At 45.1% G+C, this 23,522-nt stretch carries 19 protein-coding genes; 11 read left to right on the forward strand and 8 right to left on the reverse strand.

The features are described 5' to 3' along the window. Window positions 1-182 precede the first annotated feature (182 nt). The 3 genes from rihA (at window position 183) to azu (ending at window position 2,700) form a co-directional block, all read left to right on the forward strand. A complete protein-coding gene (gene rihA / locus L2744_RS10620; protein ID WP_248991879.1) occupies window positions 183-1,139 on the forward strand; it encodes a pyrimidine-specific ribonucleoside hydrolase RihA in 957 nt (318 codons plus the stop codon). 19 nt (window positions 1,140-1,158) lie between these two features. Next, on the forward strand, window positions 1,159-2,079 hold the full coding sequence (gene rbsK, locus L2744_RS10625) for a ribokinase (RefSeq protein WP_248991880.1): 921 nt from the start codon (window positions 1,159-1,161) through the stop codon (window positions 2,077-2,079). A gap of 144 nt (window positions 2,080-2,223) precedes the next feature. Next, window positions 2,224-2,700 carry an azurin gene (gene azu, locus L2744_RS10630; RefSeq protein WP_248991881.1) on the forward strand — a complete coding sequence of 159 codons (477 nt, stop codon included), beginning with the start codon at window positions 2,224-2,226 and terminating at the stop codon, window positions 2,698-2,700. 74 nt (window positions 2,701-2,774) lie between these two features. Here azu and L2744_RS10635 read toward each other — a convergent pair whose 3' ends face one another. From L2744_RS10635 to L2744_RS10645, 3 genes are all read right to left on the reverse strand, one after another. After that, on the reverse strand, window positions 2,775-3,080 hold the full coding sequence (locus tag L2744_RS10635; RefSeq protein ID WP_248991882.1) for a DUF3622 domain-containing protein: 306 nt from the start codon (window positions 3,078-3,080) through the stop codon (window positions 2,775-2,777). Between the two features lie 353 nt (window positions 3,081-3,433). Next, window positions 3,434-4,000, reverse strand: coding sequence for a phosphoribosyltransferase (locus L2744_RS10640; protein WP_248991883.1), 567 nt, complete (start codon window positions 3,998-4,000; stop codon window positions 3,434-3,436). A gap of 294 nt (window positions 4,001-4,294) precedes the next feature. Further along, a complete protein-coding gene (locus L2744_RS10645) occupies window positions 4,295-6,058 on the reverse strand; it encodes an alkaline phosphatase D family protein (protein ID WP_248991884.1) in 1,764 nt (587 codons plus the stop codon). Between the two features lie 271 nt (window positions 6,059-6,329). Between L2744_RS10645 and L2744_RS10650 the strand changes: the two genes are divergently transcribed. Then, window positions 6,330-6,755 (forward strand): CBS domain-containing protein, encoded by a 426-nt coding sequence (locus L2744_RS10650; RefSeq protein WP_248991944.1) that lies wholly within the window; start codon window positions 6,330-6,332, stop codon window positions 6,753-6,755. 52 nt (window positions 6,756-6,807) lie between these two features. Here the strand turns inward: L2744_RS10650 and L2744_RS10655 are convergent, their stop codons facing one another. After that, window positions 6,808-8,169, reverse strand: a complete 1,362-nt coding sequence (locus tag L2744_RS10655) for an MATE family efflux transporter (RefSeq protein ID WP_248991885.1) — start codon at window positions 8,167-8,169, stop codon at window positions 6,808-6,810. Window positions 8,170-8,683: 514 nt separating this feature from the next. On the opposite strand from L2744_RS10655, the gene L2744_RS10660 reads away from it, so the two are divergent. Beyond that, window positions 8,684-9,601, forward strand: coding sequence for an alpha/beta hydrolase (locus tag L2744_RS10660; RefSeq protein ID WP_248991886.1), 918 nt, complete (start codon window positions 8,684-8,686; stop codon window positions 9,599-9,601). A gap of 115 nt (window positions 9,602-9,716) precedes the next feature. On the opposite strand, the gene lgt is transcribed toward L2744_RS10660, so the two are convergent. Further along, window positions 9,717-10,496 carry a prolipoprotein diacylglyceryl transferase gene (lgt, locus tag L2744_RS10665; protein WP_248991887.1) on the reverse strand — a complete coding sequence of 260 codons (780 nt, stop codon included), beginning with the start codon at window positions 10,494-10,496 and terminating at the stop codon, window positions 9,717-9,719. 172 nt (window positions 10,497-10,668) lie between these two features. After that, window positions 10,669-11,151: a cupin domain-containing protein gene (locus tag L2744_RS10670; RefSeq protein ID WP_248991888.1), complete on the reverse strand. Its 483-nt coding sequence runs from the start codon at window positions 11,149-11,151 to the stop codon at window positions 10,669-10,671. Between the two features lie 152 nt (window positions 11,152-11,303). Here L2744_RS10670 and L2744_RS10675 point away from each other — a divergent pair, with 152 nt between their 5' ends. Both L2744_RS10675 and L2744_RS10680 read left to right on the forward strand, forming a co-directional pair. Next, window positions 11,304-13,466 carry a TonB-dependent receptor plug domain-containing protein gene (locus L2744_RS10675; RefSeq protein ID WP_248991889.1) on the forward strand — a complete coding sequence of 721 codons (2,163 nt, stop codon included), beginning with the start codon at window positions 11,304-11,306 and terminating at the stop codon, window positions 13,464-13,466. Further along, window positions 13,466-13,927 carry a TlpA family protein disulfide reductase gene (locus L2744_RS10680; protein WP_248991890.1) on the forward strand — a complete coding sequence of 154 codons (462 nt, stop codon included), beginning with the start codon at window positions 13,466-13,468 and terminating at the stop codon, window positions 13,925-13,927. The genes L2744_RS10675 and L2744_RS10680 overlap by 1 nt, the downstream gene beginning before the upstream one ends. A 146-nt stretch (window positions 13,928-14,073) precedes the next feature. Here the strand turns inward: L2744_RS10680 and L2744_RS10685 are convergent, their stop codons facing one another. Next, on the reverse strand, window positions 14,074-16,260 hold the full coding sequence (locus L2744_RS10685; protein ID WP_248991891.1) for an OsmC domain/YcaO domain-containing protein: 2,187 nt from the start codon (window positions 16,258-16,260) through the stop codon (window positions 14,074-14,076). A 379-nt stretch (window positions 16,261-16,639) separates the two neighbouring features. On the opposite strand from L2744_RS10685, the gene L2744_RS10690 reads away from it, so the two are divergent. Beyond that, complete coding sequence (locus L2744_RS10690) at window positions 16,640-18,304, forward strand: methyl-accepting chemotaxis protein (protein ID WP_248991892.1); 1,665 nt, start codon at window positions 16,640-16,642, stop codon at window positions 18,302-18,304. 324 nt (window positions 18,305-18,628) lie between these two features. Further along, a complete protein-coding gene (locus L2744_RS10695) occupies window positions 18,629-20,947 on the forward strand; it encodes a phosphatase PAP2 family protein (RefSeq protein ID WP_248991893.1) in 2,319 nt (772 codons plus the stop codon). 329 nt (window positions 20,948-21,276) lie between these two features. Here L2744_RS10695 and L2744_RS10700 read toward each other — a convergent pair whose 3' ends face one another. After that, window positions 21,277-21,687: a ribosome recycling factor family protein gene (locus L2744_RS10700; RefSeq protein WP_248991945.1), complete on the reverse strand. Its 411-nt coding sequence runs from the start codon at window positions 21,685-21,687 to the stop codon at window positions 21,277-21,279. Between the two features lie 438 nt (window positions 21,688-22,125). On the opposite strand from L2744_RS10700, the gene L2744_RS10705 reads away from it, so the two are divergent. Beyond that, the gene (locus tag L2744_RS10705) at window positions 22,126-22,371 is read left to right on the forward strand and encodes a DUF3297 family protein (protein ID WP_248991894.1); all 246 of its coding nucleotides are present in this window, start codon (window positions 22,126-22,128) and stop codon (window positions 22,369-22,371) included. A gap of 393 nt (window positions 22,372-22,764) precedes the next feature. Next, window positions 22,765-23,295 carry an SMI1/KNR4 family protein gene (locus tag L2744_RS10710; RefSeq protein ID WP_248991895.1) on the forward strand — a complete coding sequence of 177 codons (531 nt, stop codon included), beginning with the start codon at window positions 22,765-22,767 and terminating at the stop codon, window positions 23,293-23,295. Window positions 23,296-23,522: the final 227 nt, after the last annotated feature.

Genomic DNA, 23,522 nt, shown 5'->3' on the forward strand with positions numbered 1-23,522 from the left:
GCCATATATAATCAACGACGGCCGCATTTGGCCTTAAAATACAAAACGCCCGATGAGGTTCATCAGGCGTTTTAGGTGGAAATAAGTGTCAACTTATTTCAGGACTAGACAGATCTAACTTCCTCAAAATTTTCAGCATGCTACTCTAATGCACCAGAATATCTGTTTAAAGGAGTAACAGTATGACTCGCCATATTATTCTTGATTGCGATCCCGGCCACGATGATGCTATTGCGCTGATCTTAGCCCTAGCCCATCCAGAATTAGTCCCCTTAGCCGTGACCACCAGTGCAGGCAATCAAACCCCAGATAAAACCCTCAATAATGCCCTGCGGATCTTAACCCTGTTAAACCGTAGCGATATCCCTGTGGCAGGCGGCGCGGCCAAACCTTTATCCCGCGAACTGATTATTGCCGACAATGTTCACGGTGAAACAGGGCTCGATGGGCCTGTATTACCCAACCCAAGCTTTAGTCCTCAAGCCATTACCGCGGTTGAATTAATGGCGCAGCAAATTCGCCAAAGTACAAAGCCTGTGACATTAATTCCCACCGGACCGCTGACAAATATCGCCCTATTGCTAGCAAGTCACGGTGAATTACACCATAAGATTGAGCGTATTGTACTGATGGGCGGCGCCGCTGGTGTGAGTAATTGGACCCCTGCAGCCGAGTTTAATATTTACGTTGACCCGGAAGCCGCAGACATTGTGTTCAAAGCGGGCATTCCCATTACTATGTGTGGGCTCGATGTGACCCACCAAGCGCAAATCATGGATGAAGATATAGAGCGCATTCGTGCAATTCAAAATCCTATCGCCAAGTGTGTTGCCGAGTTATTGGATTTCTTTATGATCTATCACAGAGATCCTAAATGGGGTTTTATTGGCGCGCCGCTTCATGATCCCTGTACTATCGCTTGGTTGCTCAAACCTGAGCTATTTGAAGCGCAAGATTGCTGGGTGGGCATTGAAACCCAAAGTGAACTGACCCTTGGTATGACAGTGGTCGATCGCTATCAGCTCACAGATAAACCCACCAATGCGACAGTATTATTTGGGCTAGATAGGCAAGGTTTTGTCGATTTTCTCGCGGACAGCTTGAGTGTGTATACCGCAACTTATCTTAATCGCAGATAAAATCGACAGAGGATCGTCTATGAGTCAAATACTCGTTATCGGCAGTGCAAATGCTGATCATGTGATGAAGTTTGAGTACCTACCGGCTGCAGGGCAAACCTTGATGAGCCGAGAATATCGCCTTGAACACGGTGGTAAGGGAGCAAACCAAGCCGTTGCCTGCGCGCGTTTAGCCAAACCCGGCGCCCATATCGATTTTATCTGCCACTTAGGCCAAGATAGCGTTGGTGATGATATGCGTCAAAGCTGGATAAAAGACGGTATTAGCACTGAAGGGATCAGTCAGATTCCTAATATGAGTACGGGAACGGCAATCATTTTTATCGGTAACAACGGTGAAAATTCCATTGGGGTTTCCGCTGGGGCTAATGCGGATCTTTTACCTGAGGATTTAGAAAACCACTACGCCCTGTTTGCCAATGCCCAGTACCTTCTGATCCAATTAGAAACCCCAGTTGCCACAGTAGCTAAAGCGTTACAGATGGCAAAAAGGCTGGGAGTCACTACGGTATTAAATCCCGCTCCAGCAAAGGTTTTAGGGCAACATTGTCTTCAATGGGTGGATATTATTACCCCAAATGAAACCGAAGCTGAAGCACTTACAGGGGTCGAAGTTAATCATCTCGATGATGCCCATCTTGCGGCCCAATTACTGCACCAACAGGGAGTGGGAATTGTGGTTATCACTTTAGGTCCAAAGGGCGCTTATATCAGCAGTCCTAGTTTTACCGGACTTGTACCTGCTATCAAAGTGCAAGCGATTGATACAGTTGCAGCAGGTGATACCTTTAATGGTGCTTTAGTTGTCGGTTTAAGTGAGGGAATGTCCATTGCAGAAGCGGTTGCTTTTGCCAATACCGCATCCGCTATCACAGTCACACGCCAGGGTGCCCAGCGCGCAATACCCTATCGTCACGAACTGGCTTCTAACACCCTATAATCGCTATGCAGCTTTCAATCGAAAGTTGCATATACATAATTTACCAAGCGAATTCATTCCCATTTAATAAAGATTGGCTATTCTTTCAGCGCATGGTTGATTCAAAACGACTCAACTCCCCTTGTTTAAATAAGGAAGTACCAGATGAAAGCAAAGAGCACATCTTTACGTAACCTAACCAGCGTGAGTCTTTTAGGTTTAGGATTATTAGTCGCTAGCCAAGCGAGTGCCAATGAATGTGAATTGAATATTGCTGCCACTGATGCAATGCAATTTGATACTAAAGAACTGTCAGTCCCTGCGAGTTGTAAAGAAGTGACCCTCACTCTGACACACACAGGAACCTTACCAAAGGCTGCCATGGGTCATAATTGGGTGTTAACTAAAGCCGCCGATATGGCAGGTGCAGCCAATGATGGAATGGCCGCGGGTGCCGATGCAGCCTATATCAAAGCGGATGACACACGCGTGATTGCACACACTGCATTAGTCGGTGGCGGTGAATCAACATCAATCACCTTTAGCACAGAGGGAATGGATGCAGCTGAAGATTACAAATTCTTCTGTAGCTTCCCTGGCCACTGGGCAATTATGCAGGGTAGTTTTAAGCTAAAAGCTTAATATCTTATTGGTATAAAACAAAAGCGGATCTAATGATCCGCTTTTTTGTTTGATAAGACAGTTATAACGAGCGCTTACTCTTCGTCTAAATCGTCTTCTTCATCAAGATCTTCGGCATCAGTTGCCGCTTCTGCCGCCAATGCTGCGGCTAATTTTGCTTTAGTTTGTTTCTCTGTGCGACGTTTATTACGCTCAGTTAACGTGCCTAAAAACACTTGTAATTCGGTTAAGCCCCAAGCTTGCGCTTCGGCTTCGGTCGCAAAACCGTCGTGGCTTTTAGACACTACAGTTTTGGTTGATGTCATACGACGAGTGATTTCAGTTTTCCAACCATTATCGCCCTGTGTCACGCGAAAATCGTATTTTTTGCCCTTGCTCATTCTGCTCTATTTCCTAAATGATGCTTGTCACGTTTGTCTTATCAAGCGAACCAAACGCTCATCATAAAACAAAAGGAGCGCAGTTTACTTGATTTCGGCCTAGAAAGATCGCTCAAGTGAAAATATTCATGTTAGCTTCACACATTCATCTATAGATTATGCTCTGAATATAACGACTACTTTATTGAAAAATACCACCAAGCTGAATTTAACCGAACTAAATTTAACCGAACTGTGTTGCGCTAAAATCGATCTAACCCATTCAAGCCTTAGAATCGCGGTCTTACTTAAATATGCAAAATGCGCTAACGGTGGCCGTTAACGCATTTTTTATGTGTTTGAAATTTTTAAGACTATTTAAAAAGGTGCTGAATATTCTTTAAATCGCTTTTACCTTCAGCAATTTCTTCGGGCGTTAAACCCGTTACTTCATGGGGGAATACTAACCAATCCTCAGAAGCGTGGATGTAATAATCAGGCTTTAATGGCACCGCGGTATTTTTAGGCTTGTAGTAAGGACAAGCAATACGGATATCCTGCGGCATGTTTAAGCGCATAAGTTGGCTTAATTTTTCCTTTAATGCATGGATGCTACGGCCAGAATCAAACACATCATCAACAATCAGCAGTCCATCACTGGCGTTCGCATTTTCAACAATATAGTGCAAACCATGCACTTTGATTTCTTTGCTCTGCTTGTCGGTACCAATACCGTAGTAAGAGGAAGTACGCACGGCAATATGATCGGTTTCAACTTGTTTAAAATCGAAGAATTCTTGAACTGCGATCCCAATTGGAGCACCGCCACGCCAAATACCCACGATAAACTGCGGACGAAAACCACTCTCGTACACCTGTGAAGCCAATAGAAATGAATCTTCCAGCAGTTGCTGTGCGGTAACAAAATACTTTTCTGACATGACACCGTCCCCATTGCGATTATTTATTTTTAGGTGACTAAAGCAAATGCTTTACCTAGTAGGTCTGTTCGGCGTCCAAAACACGAGAACAGCATTCTCTTCACAAGAGTCCTAGCAAGTGTAGGCAGCCACCGAATTTTGGGAGCGAATTTTATACCAAAAAAAACCACAGTGCTGCAGTAATAGTAAGAACTTGGGGGGTAACAAGCATTTATTTTGCATTTCCAGCGCAAAACCAACAAAAAAGGCCACCCTAAGGTAGCCGACAAGGAACACGCAAAGACTTATCTCGAACTAGCTAACAGGGTTGATAATATGCTCACCCGCATTAGTCATCGCACTATAACCACGCGCGGTGGCAACTTGGAAATCCTTCGACAGAATCGTATCCACATAATACCAGTCACTGCGTACCGCATCAGGGGTAAATGTCAGTGTCATAAAGCCGCGATCGTTTAAGTTCGCATACTTAAGATCCGGCACTAACTCGACGATCGCCGCTTCAGTTGCTGGGATCTGCTCCGCAGGCAGATTCAAATAATACTCAAGTCCCGGTGAAGACACTGAGCTAGTCGCAAACTCCACGCCTACGGTATCACCATTCACATCTTTAAGCTCACTTGCCCAGGCATTGTGGGTATCGCCCGCAATCACGACTAAATTAAGATTTTTCGACTTAGCTGTGCCAAGAATAACTTCACGTTCATAGGCATAACCATCCCAAGCATCTAAGTTGTAGGGGATGGAAGGAAGTTGCAATAGCGCAATAACCTCAGGCGTTAATAACGCTTGATTGGCTTGTAGATATTGCAGCTCTTCGGCGGTTAAGGTGGGATCGCCCGCAGCCGCACGCGCCGCTAATTTAGCTAAAGCACCTAACATGGCATATTGGGGAATACTCATCTGCTGAGTCGCAATCGCCGCAGGTAATGACATTTTACCCATTAAAACTTGCTGACCTAACACCTGCCACTTGCCCGTTGCCTGTAACAGCGTGCCCTGTAACCATAATAATTGCGTCAAGCCGAGTAGGGTTCGCGAGGTCGAAGTCACATCCGTAAGGAAACGCTCGCCATCAAAGGTGCCTGTAGTGGCATCCATATAATCGGCATATTCGAGCTGTTTATCCCGAGCTAACACACGAGTATCAAGCATATGTAAATCCACTAAGTTACCGTAACTGAAGCTGCGGTAAATCTCCTCATGGTTGCCTTCACGCCATGGGCGAATGGGCAACCACTCAAAATAAGCCTGTAATGCGGCTTCTTTGCGAGCAGTGAAATCCCCTTCATCTTCATTGTGATTCTCTGCGCCATCACGCCAAGTATCGTTAGCCACTTCGTGGTCATCCCATACCGTGATAAAAGGCACTTTGGCGTGTAATTTTTGCAGACTCGCATCGGTGCGGTACTGACCATAACGGGTACGATAATCGCTTAAGCTCAATAACTCATTGGCGGGAAGCACTTCTCGGCCCAATTCTGCCGCATGTTCACTGGCATAACCACCGCGAGGATATTCGTAAATGTAATCCCCTAAGTGCACCACAGCAGCTAAATCGTCCTGCGCCGCCGCTAACTCATACACGTTAAAGTAACCCGCAGGGAAATTAGAACAAGAAAGTACGGCTAACTTTACTGAGCTGACTTCACCTTCAGGCAAAGTTTGGGTTTGACCTAACTCTGAGGTTTTATCACCCGTCTTAAAGCGGTAAAAATAGTTTTGCCCTGCACGTAAACCGCGGGCATCCACTTTAACCGTGTAATCACGGCTGGCATTAGTCACCATTTCACCCGTGGTCACTAGCTGTGAAAATGCCGCATCACTGGCTACTTGCCAGCTCACTTTCACATCGCCTTGTGATTCTGGTGTTACACGGGTCCAAAGGATAACGGCATCATGGGCAGGATCACCACTGGCTATCCCATGAAGAAATTCTGCGGGGATAGAATTATCATCACTATCACTACAGCCCATCAAGCCGTAAGAAATAACAGCAACACCAACACCTTTGGCCGACATAGCCAGAAAATCACGACGAGTCACGGTACGATTCATTATTATTCCCTTTTTAGATTACGCTTCACATTCACAGGTATGAGGTCTGATGAGGACACGATTGTGAGACATAACTGTTACATATTGGTGACATCCATTTCAGCCATTTAGGATCGCTATTAATTCAACTAGTTATTCTGGATAACGTACTTTATTTGTGCAGGACTAGCACTGCAAGCGAAGAAGCTGCTAACATCGAACTAAGCTAAATTCAGCCCGTTTACAGGGCATAAGGCACATGCTCGAGAACCGCAAGGAAGGAATTTATATGATGAAAGTCAGCGATATTATGAGCCCGAATGCGATCTGCATCAGCGATGGCGCTAGCCTAAAAGATGCCCATCACCTAATGCAAACCCGCAATGTTCGCCATCTACCCGTAATATCTGAAACCGATGGCACCCTTGTAGGCGTACTTACCCACAAAAAAATGATTGCTAGCGTTCTATCTATGCTCAATAAATACGGCCAAGGGGCACTCGATCGCAAAGAGCGCTACACGCCTATTAACACGGTAATGGACAAAGAATTCCAACACTTAGCTGCCGATGAGCCCTTAACTGTGGTAGTGGAATATTTTATTGAGAACAAACTTGGCTGCTTGCCAGTCGTCGATGCTGATAAAAAAGTGCTGGGCATAGTCACCTCATCGGACTTTATTAAGCTTTGTCGCACCCTACTGCAACAGCAAGGCTAAGCTTATCAAGCAGAAGCGCAGCCAATCGTTGCTGCGCGATCACTTCACACCATCAACACTGCGGCGCAGGAGGGATCCGAGTAAAACGTTGCCAGCGGCCAGAGCGCCAACGGTGAACCATAATCAAACCGCGGATCCATTCATCGGCAGCCACAGCAAGCCAGGCTGCCAGCACGCCATAACCTAAATGCAAACCGAATAACCAAGCAAAAAACACCCCAATACCCCACATGCTAAACAGACCAATCCGCACGGGGAACGCTACATCACCCGCTCCCTTTAGCGCCGAGATAATGACCAAGTTAAATACCCGCCCTGTTTCAAGGGCGATGGAACCTGCCAACAATAATGCCGTCAGTTGGATGACCTCCTCATTTTCACTTAGCCAGCCGACAATAACGAATCGCTGCCAATAGAAAACTAATACAATGACGAGGGAGGCAATAAAACCGATAACACAATAGCGCTGAACTCTAGTGGTGATTTGTTCAAACCATTGTTTGCCAACATAGTATCCAGTCTGGATTTGCGTAGCCTGCCCGAGTGCCACCGCAAAACAGTAGATAAAACGGCTGATGTTCAAGCCATAGGTATAGGCAGTAAGCGAAAGCGTGCCCATCTGACTGATAAAGTAAATGATGGTCATCTGCGCCATATTGTAGGACAGCATCTCACCCGCATTAAGCAGGCCAATGCGCATCACGCTCCAATAAGTGCTGCGTGGTAAAATTTTAAGCCTTTGCATAGGTAGTGGAATTTTCTTGTGGCGGATGACCATCAGCATAATTACCGCACCAATAATCTGACTAGTCACTGTCGATATCGCCACCCCTGTGACCCCATAAACAGGTAAACCAAAGGGTGAATACAGGGCAATATAATTGCCTATCACATTCATCAATCCCGTGCTCGAGGTGACTAACATTGCCGAACGGGTAAAGCCGTAACTCCTTAAAATCGCAGCAAAAGCGATGTTCATTACAAGACCTATGCTCAAGCTGCCGCAAATGACTAAATAATCGTACCCAAAACCCGCGACATCATGCTCAAGGGCGAATAAACCGATAATGCTTTGGGCGCCGAAAAACATTGACGTCCCCATGAGCAGTGCTAAACCCAGACTCAAGGCAACGCTCGCCACACCAATATCAATTGCCTGCTGCGGTTGCCCCGCACCATTGCTTTGGCTAATCAAAATACTCGCACCCGTACTGACCATCATGGACATCACCATCATAAAAAACATCAACTGAGTGGTGAGTCCAACCGCGGCAACCGCATTATCGGAATAATTGCTGAGCATAAAAATGTCGCTGATCCCAAGTAAGGATTGCAGCAAGGTCTCGATAAAAATAGGCCAAGTCAGCGCAATGATACTCATGCGCTGTTGCAACGTTTTGGGTGCTTTTGCCACGGAAATGCCTACTAAAATGGATAATGAAATCGTAAGAGTTTTTGCTCAGTTTTACCGCTAATGCCGCTAATGCCGCTAATGCCGCTAATGCTCAAAATAACCCAGCTCAATCACTTGCGTTACCAATCTATGGATTGCACTTTAATGTTACTTTTTTGAAAATTAATTTCACAAATAGCAATTAGGTGCTCAACACTAGGCTAGCAGCGCCGTATTTAGGCGGAAATTTAAGCGCATTTACGCTAACAGTCAATTGCATTGGTAATTTTATTACCATTTATTTATCACCTCAATCCTAAAGAGGTCACTACCATCGTATTCATTAAGCACATGGTTCGTTTTTAGTTAAGCCGCAAATAGAGAATGATGAACTTATCGAGTGATATCAAAATCCATTTTGCAATCGCGGTCGCTACCATTTCCACTAGGCTGCGGATAAACTCCCGCTAACGACTTGATTTAGCCCAACACAGCATAGTGCGCCATTACACCAATCGAATTTTAGGAGAATAAAATGAGCCAACTCTATTTAGAAGATGGAATTAAACAATTGGTCGGCGAGTTTATTGCGGCGGGTTGCCCATCGGTGCGGGCGCAAACGATAGAGGAACGTCGCCAAGGTTATATTGCCAGTACCGTACTCGCGGGTGAGCCTGAAGAGGTGTTCGAGGTGCGTGCAATTTCCATCGATGGCGCAGAATTAACTCTGTTCAAACCCTCGGCGGCAAACAATTTACCTATCGTCATTTACTACCATGGTGGCTGTTTTGTCAGTGGCGGCGTTGAAACCCACAATCAACAACTGCGTAAACTCGCCAATGATTCTGGCGCACTGGTGATCGCCGTTCGCTATCGTCTCGCCCCAGAACATGTTTACCCCGCAGCCCACGACGATGCCTGCCATGCCGCAGAAGTCATCTATCAACATTGCCACCAATGGGGCGGTGATAACGCTAATATCACCCTGGTGGGCGATAGCGCCGGCGGCCATTTGGCCCTAGTCACTTGCCTACGTTTAAAAGCCAAAGGGCAATGGTTGCCGCAAAAACAAGTGCTTATCTATCCTATGCTCGATGCCACCGCTAAGAGCCAAAGCTATAGCGACAATGGCGAGAAATACATCATCACCCGCGATACCTTGCTAACAGGTTTCGATCTGTATTTAGATTGGCACCCCAGAACCGATACCGAAGCCAGTCCACTACGCCGTGATGACTTAGCAGGCTTACCCGAAACCCATATCATCACCGCGGAGTTTGATCCCCTCGTCGATGAGGGTGAACAGCTATTTAGGAATCTATTAGAGGCTGGTGTAAATGCCCACTGCCGTCGTTATCTTGGCGTCATCCATGGCTTCTTCCAACTCTCAGGTGTGAGTCGTTCCGCTCGGGATGCCATGGTGCAGGTGGTCAATATCGTGAAACAAAACTAGCCAATTCTTAAATCTCTTAATCCATAAAAAAGGCTTCCTATCCAGATAGAAAGCCTTTTTTACACTTTGATCTTATACCAATCGCATTAAGACCTTATACCAATCGCCTTAAGACTTAGACACGCGGCTTTCGATACGCCAAGAACAACAAGACTAGACCTACGGCTAAAAACGGTAAGCTCAGAAGTTGTCCCGCACTTAAGACAGTTTCAGAGTAAGCCGCTTGGCTAACTTTAATCGACTCAATCGCAATTCGCGCACTAAACACCGACACCAGAAACAGGCCAAAAATAGCCCCATGCCTTTGTTTAATCTGCGTGTATTGATACAAAGCATACAGACCAATAAAGATAGCTAAATAAGCGAAAGCCTCATAGAGCTGTGCTGGATGTCTTGGCAACATGTCGACACGGGCAAATATAATGCCCCAAGCTTGAGTCGTGGGATCGCCTAAAATTTCTGAGTTGGCGAAGTTTGCCATACGCACAAAAAAGCCAAAAATGGCGGTGGCGATCGCGAGTCTATCCAACAAAAACAAGAAGGGTAGCTTCACTTTACGTTGGTAATAATACAAGGCCAGAATCGCGCCTAAACCACCACCGTGGCTGGCGAGTCCGCCTTCCCAAATCGCCAAGATCTTAAGCGGATGAGCAAAGTAATAAGTCGGATCGTAAAACATACAATGGGCCAAACGCGCGCCGACTATGATGCCGACCACACAATAAATCAGCAGATTATCGAGGGATTCGATATCGAGATTTTCCTTGATATACATCCGCTTCATCACCTGAAAACCCGCGGTGATAGCAACAGCAAACAAAACGCCATACCAATGTATTTTTACTCCCATAAACGAGATTAATACAGGATCTGGCCCCCACACTAAGTGTTCCAAATTCAATTACTCCATAACACTTGCTACATCGAGGTACGCTAAAAAAGCTTGTTTTACGTGGTTAAACACCAATAAACAAGTCCTATTAAGCCGTTCTCGGAATATCCACCACAATAAGGTTGTTTTATGCCCAAACAACCTCAGGATCCCGGTCGATATTCACTATTGCACTTTAATTGTGCTCACTTCTACTGAGCCGCAGAATAATATCCCTATGCTGCGGATATTGCGCCAACAAATTCTCTTGGCTAAATAGTTCAAAATCATCGAAGGTAAAACCGGGTGATACCATGCAACCAACGAGTGAAAAACCAGCTTGATTCATGGCCGAGCCAAAAATACAGCCCTTGGGCACTAAAAATTGTGGTCGTTCTCCCGCAGCTAAATTGAGCCCTAGTTGCGCCGTAGTCAACTCACCATCAGGGTCAATCATATAAATCGTCAGTGATTGCCCCGCATGGAAATACCACATTTCATCTGCAGTCAGGCGATGAAAGTGGGAAACCTCCCCCGTACGCAGCAAAAAATAGATACTGCTCCACAGTGAGCGAGTGTCATCGAACTGCATATCTGAACGATAGGATGAGCGGTAATAGCCCCCTTCAACATGCTGCTCTAGCGCTAAATATTCAATAAATTCATCGGCTGTGTGCATACTCAATACCTCTAAAATAAGATCAGAATCAAATCTTTATCATCTGACTAATACGTGTTTTAAGAAGATGTTAAAAACATGACCAATGTCAATTAACAATAATTCTCATTCGCATATTATGGCGCCACTTTCTATTTTACGGAGAAACGAGAGTGAAACCTACTTATCTGGCCACAATCTTAGCCATCTTTCTTAGTCCACAGCTTGTGGTAGCAGAAGAAGTTGATAGCGCTGAAACAGCAAATATTGAACGTCTGAGTGTTATCGGGGTAAGGCAGCGGCTGGAGCAAGCGGGAACGCTAGCCAATACCATAATGAAAACCGAGGTGATTAACGCGAGCACGATTGAAAATAAAAACGCCGTTAATCTCTCGGAAGCCATTGATAACTCTCCGGGGGTAAAGGTTTCTAACGAATGCTCCATGTGTGGCGTTAAGCGCATTATGCTTAATGGCATGAAAGGTGAGCAGACCACAATTTTGGTGGATGGCTTGCCTGTACACACCATGATCTCTGGTTACTATGCCGTAGATGCTATCCCCACCACAGGGATAGAACGTATTGAAGTTGCCCGTGGTGCGGGCGCATCATTAATTGCCCCCGAAGCCATTGGTGGCACCATCAATATTATCAGCTACGAACCCACGGAAAACGGTGCCGAACTCGATGTCTCTGCAGGTGAAAATGGTTACCGAAAACTCGGTTTTCTTGGCAAGGGGGTGAGTGAGGATGGTCGTACCCGTGCGACTTTAGTTGCCCAATACGATGATAGGGATCAGTTTGATGCCGATCATAACCAAGTCAACGAAGCGCCAATGCAGGAAAACCGCAGCCTAACCGCAAGAGTGTCGCAGGACGTCACAGACACAGACAATCTGGTGTTACGTATTGCCAATATTCAATCAGAAATTTTTGGTGGGCCCATGTTAGGCAGCACCTTTGCCGATAGCACCGCCTCAAGTATTGGCAATGTATTGTCTGGTTTTGACGATCAATTTAGTGAGCCACAACAACTATTTGAAGATGGTGATGTTCGCAAACCTTTTACAGGCAAAGCGTGGGAAACCACCGAATGGATCAAAACTGAGCGCAATGAGATTTCATTAGCTTGGCTTAGAGAATTCAGCGATGACTGGAATATGCATCTGGCAGCAAGCTATGCCGAGCATGATCAAGATTCATTCTATGAGGGATTCGATTATATCGCCGATGATAAAATGTGGTTCTTCGATGCTCGTTTTAACTACCTGCTGAGTGAAAGCCAACTACTCACCTTTGGCGCTGATTTACGCACAGAGGAAATGCGCTCCCATTCCCGCACAGGCAGTGCTAATCCAGATTATGTTTCTGATTCCTTTGACTATGATGTGAAAGGTATTTATCTACAGGATACGTGGCAAGCAACCGAAGTACTCGAAGTCGCCATGGCCCTGCGTTACGACACGATCACCGCCGATTTTACCGATCCCAACAAGCCGGGTACCGAACTCGATGAATCCATTCTATCCCCACGACTGGATATACGCCTGCGCCACAATGATGAATGGACCTCACGCGTCTCAGCCGGACGGGGTTACCGAGCGCCGCTTTCCTTCTTTGAAACCGACCATGGCATATTAGACGGCTCCCTTGGGTTTGACATTGATATCGATGAATTAGAGCGATCAAACTCGGCCAGCTATGCGTTAAGTTATGAAGGTGAAAGACTCACCTCTACCGCCTCAATCGCATGGACAGAAGTGGAGCATCTCGCGGCATTAACCACCAATGACCATGGTATTCCACTGCTCACTCAGCTTGATGAAAAAGCAACAGTGATCACCAGTGATATTGCATTCGGCTACCGCTTAACCGATGACATGACCTTAAGTCTAACGGCTGAAAATTTTGACTACGATTCAGTATTCAAATCATCCTATGCTGTTGCACCAATTGAGGAAAGGCTGACACTCACCTTCGACTGGGATGTGAACGATTGGGAATTTTTCGCTAACCTCGTTTGGGTTGGCAGTCGTGATTTATCCGATTATGGCTACGAAGGTTACAACCGCTTAGATGCCAATGGTCAAGTGGATCCCGACTCTAAAAAGACTACGGATGCCCCTGCCTACTTCACACTCGATCTACGTGTCAGCTATCAGTTAAATGAATATGTGTCCCTTTACAGCGGAGTAAGCAATTTATTTGATTACACCCAAGCGGGCGATGAAGAAACACCCTTGTTTTACGATGCTGAGGGTGCCTTTGACGTGGGATATATCTATGGCCCGCTGCGTGGCAGAGAGATTTACGCCGGCATGAAGTTAGCCTTCTAATGTTACGCCAAATCATATTAGTACTACTTTGCTGCGCCGCGCCTCTACAGGCGGCGCAGCTGACCCGCGACTATCAGTTCCAGGAACTGCGCGGCCAAAAGCTCACCAACCTCTCGCATCTAGAGGGGCAAGCAACGGCGATCATGTTTTTTGAACCTGAATGCCCTTGGTGCATCAAGCAAGCAGGCGTACTCAAAAAACTGCATCAAGACTGTGGTCAACCTATTCACCCTGTCGCGCTAGGGGTTAATGGCGATAACTTAGCCTTAAAACGCGCCCTATTCCGGCTTAATTTCCCCTTTGAAGCCTACCGCGCACCGCCAGAATTGCTAAAAGAAATGGGAGGCATACCCGCAACCCCGATCCTGCTTTTGTTAAATGCAAAGGGGGAGTTAGTGAAGGGATATCGCGGTTACACCAGTGAAGATGAGCTAAAAGCGCAACTCTGCCCCACGGCTTAAATGATAGAGTTTGCAGATAAGGAGCAAACGACCATTTGTAGCAAATTTCTCACCGCCAACCAAACGGATCTATGCCACTGGTTGAAACAAAAAAGCGAACCCTAAGGTTCGCTTTTGATGCGTTCAGCTAATGCCAAATAACAAAATTAATTCGCGACTTTGGCTTTGCGGGCTTGGTGCAGCTTTTTATAGCTTTCAATCAATCTTAAATGCGGCTCAATACCTTCGAGCTGCATACTGGTCTTGGTTAAGCCGTAAAAACGCACTTTACCTGTGACTGAGCCGACAACATTGTCCATCACTTCTTTACCGAACATGCGATTGAAATTATGGATAAAATCATCAAGCTCTAACTCGTCATCTAAGGTCACTTCCAGCACTGCATTCATAGCTTGATAAAACAAACCACGTTTAACGGTATTGTCGTTAAATTGCAGGAATTCACCTACTAATTCGAGCGCATCTTCGTGCTCACCAAGTGCCAGATAAATCAGGATCTTAAGCTCAATAATTGTCAGTTTTCCCCACACGGTATTTTCATCGAAAACAATACCAATCAGGGTGCGGATATCCGTGTAATTATCGAGTTGGCTTTCTTCTAAACGATTAACCAGACTGACAAGCTGTTTAGTGCTTAAAGAATGCAGATTTAAAATATCTTCACGGTAAGCCAGCGCCTTGTTAGTGTTGTCCCAAACCAAGTCATCGACGGGGTAAATTTCTGAATAATCAGGGACTAGAATGCGGCAAGCCGATGCGCCAAGATCGGTAAACTCGGCGATATACACCTCTTTACCTAGCTCTTCTAAAATGCCAAATAGCTTTTCAGCTTCTTGTTCGTTGCTGCCAGAAAAATCCCATTCGCAGAATTCATAATCAAATTTACTGCTAAAGAAGCGCCAAGAGATAACCCCAGTTGAATCAATAAAGTGCTCAACAAAGTTTTCAGGCTCGCTGACCGCCATACTGTTAAATGTCGGTTTTGGCACATCGTTCAAGCCTTCGAAGCTGCGGCCTTGCAGTAATTCAGTTAAGCTGCGCTCTAACGCCACTTCAAAGCTTGGGTGCGCGCCAAAGGAGGCAAATACACCGCCGGTTTTCGGGTTCATCAGGGTTACGCACATTACAGGGAATTGGCCACCGAGTGAGGCGTCTTTTACCACCACGGGGAAACCTTGTTCTTCTAAACCGTTAATGCCCGCGAGGATGCTTGGGTACTTTTCTAGTACAGACATAGGCACATCGGGCAGTACAATTTCTTGTTCGATGATTTGACGTTTAACGGCGCGCTCAAAAATCTCTGACAGGCACTGCACATGGGCTTCTTGCAGGTTATTACCCGCGCTCATGCCATTACTTAAGAACAGGTTTTCAATCAGGTTCGACGGAAAATAAACCGTTTCACCGTCGGATTTACGGGTGTAAGGAATCGCACAAATGCCGCGCTTAATATTGCCCGAATTGGTATCAATCAGGTGCGAGCCACACAGCTCGTCGTCGGGATTATAAATCTCTAAACAATAGTCATCCAAAATACCCGCTGGTAGCGCATCATCTTCTTCTAACGCAAACCACTTTTCATTGGGATAATGCACAAATTCGCTATTGGCGATCTCTGTACCAAAGAATTGATCATTATAGAAAAAGTTATTATTTAACCGCTCGATAAACTCGCCGAGTGCCGAGCATAGCGCGCTTTCTTTGGTCGCGCCTTTACCATTGGTGAAACACATTGGCGAAGCGGCGTCACGAATGTGCAGTGACCACACGTTCGGCACTATATTGCGCCAGGATGAAATCTCAATCTTCATCCCAAGATCGGCGAGCATGCCCGTCATATTGGCAATGGTCTGCTCCAGCGGCAGATCTTTACCCAGAATAAAGGTGCTCGATGCACCATCTGGTTGCCCCATCAACATGGCATTGGCGTCTGAATCTAGGTTTTCGACGGTTTCAATTTTAAATTCTGGCCCCGTTTGTACCACTTTTTTTACGGTACAACGGTCAATCGAGCGCAAAATGCCTTCGCGATCTTTCTCCGAAATATCATCGGGGAGCTCGACCTGAATTTGGAAAATCTGATTGTAGCGATCCTCTGGATCGACAATATTGTTCTGCGACAGCCTGATATTATCCGTTGGAATATCACGGGCTTTGCAATATACCTTCACGAAATAGGCCGCACACAGGGCTGACGACGCTAAGAAATAGTCAAACGGACTGGGGGCAGAACCATCACCTTTGTAGCGGATCGGCTGATCGGCGGTCACGGTAAAATCATCAAACTTGGCTTCAAGTCTAAGATTGTCGAGAAAATTAACTTTGATTTCCATTGAATATGATTTCCACTAAATATGCGAGTCTGTAGCAGCCCATCGACCAAGGCGCTCATTGGTAATGAGTATTAGGGGTGAATTATCGGTGTTTTTAGCCCATTAGTCTTGGGTTAATTATGTTAAAAAATCAGATAGGGGATTTACTGGGGCAAAAGAGTTAAATACATCCTAATGCCATCAGCTGATCCCACCCGTTGACTAAACTAAGATCACACCAAAGCTTGTGCTTTACAGCATAATTACGCCTTTCAAGGTAAGTCAAAAGCGGACTTTTTATTGAAAGTATGACAGATTTGTTAACTTAAGCACTGAGAAATAAGGAACACTAGCTATACTCCCCATAGTAAAAGCGATGTTCATCTTGGAGTATTCAGATATGCCTCATTTTAATTTACGTAATAAATTACTGTTATTATCACTGTTCCCTCTCCTCTTTACTTTATGTGTACTCATGACTGTTACTTACTATGTCGAGCAAGATGCCCTTGCCGATGAAGTAACTATCTTTAAAACTAAACTGATTGGTGAGCGTAAAGCACAAATAAAAGAAGCGACTGAAATTGCCGCAGGTATAGTGCAATACCAACTGTCTTTAAAGGAAAATGGCAATGTAAATCAAGCGCTGCGTGATATTCGTTTTGGTAGTGCTGGCTACTTTTTTATCTATGACTCTCAGGGCAAAAACCTGTTCCATGCCGTCATGCCCAACCTCGAAGGGCAAAATAAAATCGATATGACCGATCCCCGCGGCACTAAAATTATTGTCGGTTTACTCGATGCAGCTAAAAATGGCGATGGCAACTTCTCCTTTTATTTTGAAAAACCTAACACCAAGGAGCAGGTAGAAAAACTCGGTTACTCTATGATGATCCCCGGAACTGACTGGATGTTAGGCACAGGGGCTTATATCGATGATATCGACGCTGTTGTTGACGATTATCGTACCGCGGCAACTGAGCAAATGATGAATAAATCCTTTGGGATCCTGCTGATTGCGCTTGTCCTCGCTGGCATAACCGCATTTATCATTATGATTGCAACCCACCGTATGGTAACTCCCATCAAAAATATGGCCGATAACCTAAACGATATCGCCAAAGGAGAAGGAGATTTAACCAAGCGCCTCACCGTCAAGGGAGAAGATGAAATCGCTAAACTGGGTCAATCCTTTAATCTCTTTGTGGACAAACTCCAAACCATCATAGGTGATGTCGCAAGCGCGACGTCTAAAGTTAAATCCGCTGCTAATGCGATTCATGATCAAACTAAAGTCATGTCGAGCCAGCTCATCAGCCATAACAATGAAACCGATCAAGTGGTGACGGCAATTACTGAAATGTCATCCACGGCAAGCGAAGTTGCACAAAATACCACGCAAGTGGCTGAGGCAACCCAAGCTGCCACGCTCGATGTTGCAAATGCCCAGCGCTGTGTCGATGTCTCCTTAGAGGAAATTGCAGGCTTGATGGAGCAAATCAATAATGCAGCGGGTAGCATTCAATCCCTGAGCGAACAATCTAAGAAAATCAATAATGTGCTGTCCGTGATTGGTGGCATTGCCGAGCAAACTAACCTGTTAGCATTAAATGCCGCCATAGAAGCGGCCCGTGCCGGTGAACAAGGCCGAGGTTTTGCGGTGGTAGCCGATGAGGTGCGTAATTTGGCGAGCCGAACTCAGTCAAGCACATTAGAAATCAATGAAATGCTCACTGAACTGCACAAACTTGTCGCGCAGGCAGTAAAAACCATGGAAGAGAGCCAACACAGTTGTGTACGTTCGGTGGATTCTTCCCGCGCTATCTCCGAAAGCCTTGGCTCAGTAACATCGGCAGTCACGGCGATCAACGATATGAGTACCCAAATTGCAACAGCGGCGACGGAGCAAAGCTCTGTAACCGAAGAAATCAACCGCAATGTGTACGCAATCCAAGAGATTGTGAATGAGTTACTCCACTCCAGCGAAGATGCAGCCAGAGTCAGTCAAACCGTATCACAGGAAGGACTTAATCTAGGTAAGCTCATCGGCCAGTTTAAGATTTAATCTAAAAGAATTGATGTAAATAGACGACTTGAGGGATTAATGCCTGCGGCGTAATGGCCAATGGCATTAACCTCAAAGTCGACTCTATAAGCCAATATTGATAGACCCCTACACTTTCGCTCTTATCTCGCTTTCTTGAGCAACTCAAGCAGCAACACAATCTATTAGATTTTCATCCTAATCAGTATCTAGCTATCGATGACGTCATCAAGCTTTAATCTAATTGTCATACTTTATAATTATCGTACAAACCTTCTAACGCAAAGAGGGGTCGGCATAGGGTTAACTATTCCGATTTGATCACTTTTAGGAAAGTACGAAATTATGAAGTATTCAACAGCAAGTAAGATGTTCACCATGACAGCGATTGCTTGTGCGTTATCAGCATGTAACTCGAGTGACGATGATAAAAACCAATATGTTAAACCCATCGAGCCCATAGGCACCTCATACACTGAAACCGTTGCAGTGCCTGCTTTATCAGGTTCTGATATCGCTATCGTCGATGGAAATATTCCGGTTACTAACGATAAAAATAATATTGTCGCCTTTGATGAAACGGCGAGTCCTATGTTGCAAATTTTGAATGGTTTTAATCGCATTTGGACTCACGGTGATGAAACATGGGCGAGCACAGGTTCCAATAGCTTAAAGGTTGCAGCAGGTTTCGAGGCATATAACGGCATCGAAGGTGGCGCTTCAACCAGTACTTCCAAAGCACTGCAACTGAATTTCGACAACAATGCCATTTTGGATCAAACCATATGGCAAGAAAATTTCAATTACGTTGTCACTCTGACTCGTCCAAACCAAGACAAACCCGATCTGGACAGAAAAGATAAGAGCGTCATAGTAAATGCCTATTTAGACGATCAGCGGGATAAAGGCTTTAGCATTACCTCTGGTTTAGGCCCATTAGCTGATGACTATCGAAAAGGCGCTAACTCAACATCACCCTACAAAGTAAATGCCAATGGCGATGTTACTGTGGGCGGTAAAGTTATCGACATTATGGATAGTGCACGCTTGATGAATAACGACCTTAGTGCGCAAATAACTGCAGCAGATACAAGTTACGGCACCACCGAAATCGATGGCACCCCCACAGAACTAGCCAATGTCGTCAAAGTACTTAATGCGATCGCAAATTATGGTGCATCGACTGAAGCCCCTAAGTATCACTTCGATTCTCCAAGACCTTGGCGCATCAATTCAAGCGATTATTCTGTGGCTTCCTTTACCGATTTTAGCGATTTAACGGCCTTGACTTGTTATAACCTTGATGGCACCTCAACCGTTAAATATTATGATTTACCCGCTGCTAACAACCGTTTAGTCACCGCTATTGATAGCCTTCGTTGCGCCGCACGAACCATCTATACCGACAAAGGCAATAACTCCTACTCAGAAGGTTACAGCGATCCTACTGGTGGCCAATTGTGGGTATCAGGCCGCGCAAAAGACGGTGGGTATCCAAGTGGTCACACAGCGGAAGCCTTTGACCGGGCACTCGGTTTTGCCTATGCCATGCCAGAACGATTTGCCGAAATGGTGGCGCGTGCGGGTGATTTAGGACAAAACCGCATTGTTGCTGGTATGCACTCGCCACTGGATGTGATTGGCGGACGCGTTATGGCAACCGCCATTACAGCGGCAATGCTGAACGACGAAAACAATGCCACTATGGCTAGTGATGCAGTCACCCAAGCACATAACTACTTTTTAGCCAAAGCCCAAGCGGCAGGTTATGACTCAATCAATGAGTTTGCCCATTGCACAACCGATGCAAGCCCAGCGTGTGATGCAACGGATGAATACGCCGATCATAAAGCGATGAAAGCAACGTATCGTGCCTATATGACCTTTGGTTTTAATCCATTAAACGAAGAATCAAAAGCACCTGAAGTCCCTAAAGGCGCTGAAAAACTGTTAGAAACACGTCTACCCTATTTATCTGATCGGCAGCGCAGAGTGGTCTTAGCCACAACTCAAATAGCCTCAAATTATCCGGTGATCAATCAGTCTCGTGGCTGGGGACGTTTAGATTTAGTCGCTGCTGCAGATGGTTATGGCGCCTTTAATGAAAACACCACAGTTGATATGGATGCGAGTAAAGGTGGATTTTCTGCACAGGATCGCTGGCGCAATGATATCTCTGGCGCAGGTCGTCTAGAGAAGATTGGCTCCGGTAGTCTCTCGCTTGAAGGTAACAACAGCTATAGCGGCGGCACAGTGCTAACAGAGGGTACGCTCAAAGCGGCCTCATCAACGGCGTTTGGTAGCAACACTGTCTATCAAAAAGACGGCACGCTATTAGTTGCTATTGCGGCGGGTGCAACCGATGCCAATCTTGGCGTTTTGAATGTGACTGATTTTGTAAAAGATGGCGGCACACTGTCACTCGATTTAGCTAAAAATGCCAAGATTAAAGCAGAAAAAACGATGTATCTTTCTGGCGCATTGCAGTTAACAGTACCTACGTTAACCGCGGCTAAAACCTACACGATTCTGTCGTCCTCGCATATTGAAGGTAAATTCGATGCCAACAGCATTAGTGCGATGGATAAAGCTAATAAAAGCTACAGCGTATCAATTACCTATACTGGTACAGACGCAAGCGTTACGGTAACGCCTAAAGCTTAATTCAAGCGGTAATGTGACAGACGAATATAACAGGCTAGCATTCTGAATGTTCAGCTAATGGCATATTCACTAATAGCATAAAGACAAATCTCACCAGCACACAGGAATGGGTGTTGGTGAGATTTTAAAAACGAATTAACTCATCAAAAATTAACTCCACTTTATAACGCCAAACTTGAGCAAGCTATGCATGCACAAAAAATGCGATATCAGATCCGCTTCAATCCTAATCCTTACCACTAAAGCTCAGCAAATCGAAAATCAACTAAAAGAATTAGAAAAAACCACCCGCAAATAGACGTTTATGGCAAGAACCCGAAGCAGGCGAATTACCAAGAGTCGGCTTGAAAACGTGCCAATCTAGCCTCTGTAATAGTGCACTGGGTAAGTTGCATCAGCTCACCTAAAGTTATCGCAGGGTTGTTTGTGATAAGCCGAACCAGCTTAGCGTCTAACGGCTCTAGCTTGTCCACATGTTGCAGTAAGGCCGTATCTAGCTTTTGGATAAGGTAACGAAACTGCCCATCCTCGGCTTTTAACTGCTGCAACTGCTCGGCTTGCAAGTGTGCAGTGCAGGATTGAATTTGGATAGCCCCGCCCACAATGCACCAATTTCGCGAACGACGCACACGCTTAAGCTCGCAATCATATTGCCTAGCAATCCCTTGAGCTTGTTTAACCGCATCCCGCCCTATTCGATGAATAAGCGAGGGAAGCGAGATAGTAATGTCTTCATTCATAACGGTATGGGTGACAGCCAGCCCTAGCCCAAATTCAATGCGAGAACAATTCAATGCGAGAAAGTGTACTCTGAGTCGATTTATTCCGAAAGCTTCAACCTCTGCCGAGCCAGATTAGAAGCATTTCAACGAACAAGCTAACCATCAGTCGCAATCAACATGAGCAACGAACATTAGTCATCATCAAAAATGAGCAACAAAATAGTGTCTTCATCAACTCAAACACTGCCAACAAATGCACTTAACCTATCCCTTCTGACTTGGATCTACCGCTCTATTGGCAGTATTCAATTGCTACCTCGTACAATTCAAATAGCTTTGGGTATAAGCAACATAATCTAACAATAGTTGGCGCGGTTAATTTCTTGAGCATATAGCCTGTATTGCCTACAATAGCGCACGCATTTTTTTCACTATAGACAACAACAGACCACGACTATGAACGACACAACAGCACAACCAAGCTTACCCGATCGCCTTTCCGTCAACCCACGTAGCCCACACCATGTGGCAGAAATTTTTGAGCACGATATCGGTATTAAGCTCAATGGCAAAGAACGTTTTGATGTCGAAGAATATTGCATCAGTGAAGGTTGGGTAAAAGTGCCAACAAAATCATTGGACCGTCGCGGCCAACCACTTTTGCTCACAGTAAAAGGCACAGTTGAAGCGTTTTATCGTTAAGCCGTTAAGCCTTAGCGCAATAGCGGGATCATAACAACGGCCAATTAGATTGGCCGTTTTTGTTTGCCCAGCAGCAAATGATACTAATTCAATACTACTTGCTGAAACTGCACGAGTGCAGTTAACTACCATTCGGAACAGCTATCCAGTCGGTTTTTGGCGAAATGGATTAAATCAAACAGCAGTATGCATGTCTACTTATTTGAATATCATCAAGTTTATTTGGGGATTGGCTAGATAAAAGCGTTAGAGAGAGGAGAAATAATTGATGTTTCGGTAGCTCCAATATATAAAGGTCCTTCCAGAATACCGGCAGGTATAACAGTAAACGCTCAAGATAGTGGTGATTTCTTTGAAAACATTACTCTTCTTAATCCTCGTGGAATGTAGATTATGACCCTATCTGTACTAAATAGCATTTTAACTCCCCCTAACTTCCCTAATGACTCTGGGATTGGTAACGTTTGGCCTTCTATAGATGAAGGTCTTAGTTTTCCTAGGGATTACATTGCGTTTATTAATCGTTATGGCACAGGAAGAATTGCCGATTTTATTGCGATATTCAATCCATTTACTACAAATTATGACCTTGATTTTTTTGAGCAGAAGAAATCAATCATTGAGGATTTCAATTACCTTAATAATGAAGACCCAGAGTATTTTAAATATAATCTCTATCCAGAAATTAATGGCCTTTTACCAATAGGCGTAACGGATAATGGTGATTGCATATTTTGGGTTGTTTCCGATCTGAAAGACAGTGAGACATGGGGCACTGCAATAATCGCATCTAGATCGCCAGATGTAGAATATTTTGATGAAAATATAACCTCTCTATTGTCTGGTTTATTGTTAAGAAAAATAAGATCAGGATCATTACCTAATAGTTTCCCTCCTAAAAATATTGCCTTTGCAAAAATTTAAACAAAAAATAAATGGTCATCCGCAATACATCATTGGACTGTCTCGGCCAACCACTGCAACTCGCAGTAAAAGGCACAGTTGAAGCCTTTTATCGTTAAGCTTTAGCGCAAAGAGCGGGAGCATAAAAACGGCCAATCTAATTGGCCGTTTTTATTTGCCTACCTAACACCGAAGTTTCAACCTTATGTTTATCTTCCGCCAAATGATCACAAGTTGTTATTTAAAAT

The sequence above is a fragment of the Shewanella profunda genome (assembly GCF_023283765.1).
GTDB lineage: Bacteria > Pseudomonadota > Gammaproteobacteria > Enterobacterales > Shewanellaceae > Shewanella > Shewanella profunda.

What these genes read in the sequence shown, in the direction of transcription:
- rihA (WP_248991879.1), top strand. Translation starts at nt 183, where the DNA reads ATGACTCGCCATATTATTCTTGATTGCGATCCCGGCCACGATGATGCT.
- L2744_RS10700 (WP_248991945.1), bottom strand. Translation starts at nt 21,687, where the DNA reads ATGAATGAAGACATTACTATCTCGCTTCCCTCGCTTATTCATCGAATA.
- L2744_RS10685 (WP_248991891.1), bottom strand. Translation starts at nt 16,260, where the DNA reads ATGGAAATCAAAGTTAATTTTCTCGACAATCTTAGACTTGAAGCCAAG.
- L2744_RS10690 (WP_248991892.1), top strand. Translation starts at nt 16,640, where the DNA reads ATGCCTCATTTTAATTTACGTAATAAATTACTGTTATTATCACTGTTC.
- L2744_RS10710 (WP_248991895.1), top strand. Translation starts at nt 22,765, where the DNA reads ATGACCCTATCTGTACTAAATAGCATTTTAACTCCCCCTAACTTCCCT.
- L2744_RS10680 (WP_248991890.1), top strand. Translation starts at nt 13,466, where the DNA reads ATGTTACGCCAAATCATATTAGTACTACTTTGCTGCGCCGCGCCTCTA.
- azu (WP_248991881.1), top strand. Translation starts at nt 2,224, where the DNA reads ATGAAAGCAAAGAGCACATCTTTACGTAACCTAACCAGCGTGAGTCTT.
- L2744_RS10695 (WP_248991893.1), top strand. Translation starts at nt 18,629, where the DNA reads ATGAAGTATTCAACAGCAAGTAAGATGTTCACCATGACAGCGATTGCT.
- L2744_RS10635 (WP_248991882.1), bottom strand. Translation starts at nt 3,080, where the DNA reads ATGAGCAAGGGCAAAAAATACGATTTTCGCGTGACACAGGGCGATAAT.
- rbsK (WP_248991880.1), top strand. Translation starts at nt 1,159, where the DNA reads ATGAGTCAAATACTCGTTATCGGCAGTGCAAATGCTGATCATGTGATG.
- L2744_RS10670 (WP_248991888.1), bottom strand. Translation starts at nt 11,151, where the DNA reads ATGCACACAGCCGATGAATTTATTGAATATTTAGCGCTAGAGCAGCAT.
- L2744_RS10650 (WP_248991944.1), top strand. Translation starts at nt 6,330, where the DNA reads ATGAAAGTCAGCGATATTATGAGCCCGAATGCGATCTGCATCAGCGAT.
- L2744_RS10640 (WP_248991883.1), bottom strand. Translation starts at nt 4,000, where the DNA reads ATGTCAGAAAAGTATTTTGTTACCGCACAGCAACTGCTGGAAGATTCA.
- L2744_RS10705 (WP_248991894.1), top strand. Translation starts at nt 22,126, where the DNA reads ATGAACGACACAACAGCACAACCAAGCTTACCCGATCGCCTTTCCGTC.
- L2744_RS10645 (WP_248991884.1), bottom strand. Translation starts at nt 6,058, where the DNA reads ATGAATCGTACCGTGACTCGTCGTGATTTTCTGGCTATGTCGGCCAAA.
- L2744_RS10660 (WP_248991886.1), top strand. Translation starts at nt 8,684, where the DNA reads ATGAGCCAACTCTATTTAGAAGATGGAATTAAACAATTGGTCGGCGAG.